Annotated in this window: 4 protein-coding genes; 2 read left to right on the top strand and 2 right to left on the bottom strand. The window is 45.2% G+C overall.

Going from position 1 to position 4,767, the window contains the following annotated elements:
• Positions 1–61: 61 nt before the first annotated feature.
• Entirely contained in the window at positions 62–613 is a 552-nt protein-coding gene (locus KDK14_RS06100) for a GNAT family N-acetyltransferase (RefSeq protein ID WP_257264128.1), read from the bottom strand.
• Positions 614–890: 277 nt separating this feature from the next.
• Between KDK14_RS06100 and KDK14_RS06095 the strand changes: the two genes are divergently transcribed.
• Positions 891–1,304, top strand: a complete 414-nt coding sequence (locus tag KDK14_RS06095) for a hypothetical protein (RefSeq protein ID WP_257264127.1) — start codon at positions 891–893, stop codon at positions 1,302–1,304.
• A gap of 806 nt (positions 1,305–2,110) precedes the next feature.
• Complete coding sequence (locus KDK14_RS06090; protein ID WP_257264126.1) at positions 2,111–4,042, top strand: WD40 repeat domain-containing protein; 1,932 nt, start codon at positions 2,111–2,113, stop codon at positions 4,040–4,042.
• Between the two features lie 451 nt (positions 4,043–4,493).
• On the opposite strand, the gene KDK14_RS06085 is transcribed toward KDK14_RS06090, so the two are convergent.
• Positions 4,494–4,767 (bottom strand): hypothetical protein (locus KDK14_RS06085; RefSeq protein ID WP_257264125.1); only part of this gene is annotated, 274 nt, incomplete at its 5' end.

Genomic DNA, 4,767 nt, shown 5'->3' with positions numbered 1-4,767 from the left:
TTCCCAGTCTGAATGAAATGATGAAGTTATTCCGGGACAATTTCCCAAGCATGCAGGATATCTACCAGATTTCAGGCTTATTCATCGCCCGGACACAGCGTGGTTGACCCGCGATTGGCTCAATCTCCTTACTAACCAGCGACTGGCCTAACCAGCCTTCGGGGTGGGACAATGGCAGCGGTGCCTTGATCACGGTTTCACTGACAGGCGCAAAACCTGTACGACAGTAGTAGTCTGGGTCGCCGTAGGTAAATACCAACTCTACGCCGGTGTCTGTCAATGTGCGCAGGCCAAAGTTGATCAATGCCTGGCCGGTACCTTTACCCTGGTAATCAGTGCCGACAGCCACAGGTGACAGCATAAAGGCATCAATGGCTATGTCAAAGGTCAACCTGGAAAAGATAATGCAACCTGCAATCTGTTCGCCCCGTGGGCGGCCATGATCCCGGGCAACAAAAACAAACAGATCGTTTTCGTCTGTTGTCTTCATAACCTCATAAGCCAGGTTGCCGACCATTGCTCCTTCCGTTTCACTTTCTGATTCAGTAAATGTCCTGGCAAAAAGGATTCTGATCTCATCAATGTCGACCGGATTGTAAACTGACAACTCCATAATGCCTCCAAATTAAAGACTGCCCGGGGCAAAGACCAGACAGTGATGTGGACAGACTATGTTAATGTGCCAGGTTTAACCTGAATTCAGCAGTTGAACCTTATAAATACCTCTGAAACCCTTGCAATCTGTAGCTTTGGAATAACCTGATTGCTCATCCAATGGTTGAGCAGTGAAATCCGACTTGGCCCCTGCATTGCACGGGCTTCAGAGCCATTTCGATTTTCAACTGCTGAATTCAAGTTTATTAAATGCTACGAACTTGATGGAGAAAATAATGGACGCAAGCAATAATGATTTTAGGCCTCCTGCTCCCGCGCAGCAAAATGAAATGCCTAATCTGGTAAAAGCCTTAACATGCTTTGGAGTGTTCGCGGGTTTTTATGTTTGCAAGCTGGATCTTGAGCGCCCCTCGGAATTTGATTATATTAATTATGGTTTTAATGGTGCCTGTGCTGCTGGCTTGCTTGGACTTTCTATTCACTATTCATTATTGACAGTTGTTGATGGGGTGCGGTTTGTTTCAAATGTTTGCAGAGGTCTGCTCGGGGCCAATAACCCTGCTGATGCCCCCACAACCCCGGCCAATCAGTCGCTGGAAAGTAACGATCCGGATAATATCGGTAGTTTTTCTGAAAACTCCGGTAATGACATTGCCCGTAAGGATTTCTTGAGACGGCATAGTGTTTAATTTGAAAACAATCTTCGGGGGGGCGAGTAGACTTCGCGTCGGTATCAGGCAAAAGTATTCGGCCAAGGGGAATTGGTAACTATTCAGCAGCCACGAAAACCATATCTAGTAATAACGAACAGAACCACTACATGTTGATTAGCAAGTCTTTAGTGCTTTTAAATTCTCACTAAAATGCCTGCAAATTGTCGAGTACTAATTTCTATTAATCAATATTGTGTAGTATTTTGTTCGTTTGGTTATTTTAAGATATAGGTTCCGAACAGTAACGGGAATTGTATATTTCTGACTAAGAAGACAGCAATACATAACCCCAGAGAGCATAGCCATAGCTATCGGTTAATCACTTATCTTACGATAGACATTAAGCATCTATCTATTAATTCCAGAAACCACGAAGCACACGAAGAGCACAAAGGAAAAGAAAAGCGCTTCTTTGTGCTCTTCGTGTGCTTCGTGGTTCCAATTCCATACGGCCAGCTACTTATATTTATCAGCATTAACGTCAATTTTCATGGAGAGTAGGCTGGTGGAACTTGATGTGCCTGACGTTCATCCATTTCCTTTCAGACCTTTTGACTTTCTTCAAGCTGGCGTTTTAACCAACTTCCTCTAAGCTGACTTATGGATGAGATGCGCTGGTATGAATAACAGAATCTCGTCTAACCGCAGCGTCCATTGCTTATCTGGTGCTAAAAGACGTTGTACTTGTATGAGACTCTCGATCCTGAGTCTGTCCGAAGAGTCGATCATATAATATATGTGCGGGATATCAGTATTCTGCATTTCTGACAGAGAATCATTACATGAATAATACTTCGTTAAATTCAACGGATTTGCCCATCTATCCAACCCATACAGATGCCGGGATAGCTAATGGCCATACCCCGGTGCATCCTGGCTCAGTTGGCTCAGTTGGCTCAGTTGGCTCAGTTGGCTCAGAAAGCTTCGCCGGATTTAGCCAGGTTAGTGAAGCAGCATCATCTTCAATGTTGCAAGACCTTCCGGACAATCCCGGGCTGATCAATCAGAGATCCAGGTATCTTTCATTTTCAGAACAGTCAAGTGCTGAGCGAGTCTCAATATATTCCGGGAACAAAATATATTCCGGGAACAATACGTTACTGGACCATTCCGAAGAGATTGCCTTTTTTCAGGCATTGCCTGATAACACACGAGGTCAACTAAAAAATTGGATAACGTCCGCTTCTGATTATTTAATCGATTATCTGGAACGTTTTTCTACAACAAAACCCGATGGTTATTTCCGTGCCATGCAACAGGACAAACCCGAAGCATTTGTTGAGATTATGTATTTTAATCTGCGCGAAGCCATTGACCAGAGCCACTCTTTTGATACCGCGCACAAGGCAGCCATGGTTCACGAAAACAAGGTGCACACTGTTCAATCCAGCGCTGACATTCCAGAAATAATGAGTTCCAGCAATGCTGAAGTAAAAATGATCGGATTGAACCATGGTGTGCAGTGGGTTGAAACGCTGTCTACTACCTACGAAATGAATACTCGCAGGCGTTGGAATGATAATTCAGCTCAGCTTATCGCCAATGGATCCTGCCTTGTTACAAACAATACCCTGTGTGTGAAGATTTTCGAGCGATCCCGGGATGGAAAATGGGATCTCAAGACAGCCCTTTTTGACAACAACGATACCGTTCGCAAAACCACACAATTCGTCAGGCCCAACAGTTGTAATGTGCTTGTCCAGGCCTATTGCAGGGTTAATGGTAAAACAGCATGGTTGGCAGAATATTGCGGAAAAAACAGCGATGGGGAATGGAGTAAGTTACCCCTTGGCGAAACTGATCGGGTTATTGTTCGTGATGTCTCTGGCGATGGCAGGTGTGCATTGGCAAGCGACGGAAATAATCTGGTTGTTTACGAACTGACGGACGACGGACCGGAGGTGAGTGTGCAGTCCGATATGAATTCGTTTTTTGCAACATTCAGTCCGGATGCCGCACATGTAGCTTTAAATTATGGAATTAATGGCGCAACGGTTTATAACCGTAGCAATCAGGGGGACTGGTCGGAGAAATATACCATCGAGGATGAGGCGAGTCGTCACGTAATTTCGGGCCTACAATATAGTCCTGATGGGTCCACCATCGCATTGAATGACTCCTACAGAATCGAGATCCACGGGCAGCAGGAAGAAGGCGCCTGGGGCAGACAAGCGGTTTTCGATGATTTTGGTGGTCAGCGTATTTTTTCAGACATTTTATTCAGCCCTCGTGGAACCCATGGCGTAATAACGTTAGCTTCTGGCAGTGACACAGGAGAAAAGGCGCAACGCATCATCGGCAAGATCAGCAATGGCTCGTGGGTGGAGAAAGCGAATGCGGCTGCTGATGGTCTGGTTGTTTTTAGCCCTGATGAGACCCATGTTGCCATTTGCACCGGTAAAGATCACCAAATAACCCTCTATGAATTAAGTGATGAAAAGGATTTGATAGAAGTCGTCACCATCAAAAATAACCAAAAGGTTCTCTCCATTCAATTCAGTGATGATGGGAGCCATCTGGTCACCGGCAGTGACGATGGAGTAGTCAGGATTTGGGGGCAATCCGGCAACAACCGGTGGAAAGAGAAGGGCGCTATTGAACGCAATGGGCCGGTACATTTTGCTCAATTCGTAATGGGAATGACCCACGTGATGGTTTGCTGCGATAACACGGCAGATCTATACGAACTGGAACCCATCATGGGTGGTGAATAAATTTCCTACTGTATTCTATAATCAGGTTCTTCATTATGCATCAAAGGCACTGACTCAAGAGTGAAAGCCTTGCCAATCGTGAGTTTTAAGTAGCTAACCGTATGATTTGAACCACAAAGAGCACAAAGGAAGCGAAAAGCTCTTTTTCGCTTGGGAAATAGACTGCCCTACGCGGCAACTGCTCCTGCGTTGCATGCAGTCGTGCGGTGGCAGCAAATTGGTCTAAAAAGTCAGAAATTTTTAGTAAATAGAACCACTATTCACAAAAAATTTCCGACTTTTTATCCTCAATTTTCTGCCATCCTCGCTAAGGGCGCTATTCCCGGACAGCCTCCTGGAGCAAAGGGACAACATGAACGACTCTCCCCGCTGCCAAGCCTTCGGCTAATTTGCACGGGCTTCATAATGCCCCGACATTACAATTATGTGCGTTTGTACAATTTTTCCCTTATCACATGGGGTCAGGAAATTCTATATCGGCACACAAATCCTTTAAATGCGGAAGACCAAACATCAGCTGCTTGACGCTTGATGGCCAATTGTAAAATTGGATATATGTTGGCGGCCCCATCATAGTGTATTCAGTTAATTCGACTTCAAAGAACTCTCCATTCTTCTTCCTTAACTCTTCAATCCCGTCCCTGAGGACCTTGGGGTTGGCTTCATATCTTTCATGCATATCACCATACAAACTACCCTCAACCGTGGTGCAGAGCATTTCCCCT

The organism is Endozoicomonas sp. ONNA2, from assembly GCF_024606365.1.
Taxonomy (GTDB): Bacteria; Pseudomonadota; Gammaproteobacteria; order Pseudomonadales; family Endozoicomonadaceae; genus Endozoicomonas.
Note: the sequence above shows the minus strand (reverse complement) of the source record. Positions and strands in the feature narration are given on the sequence as shown.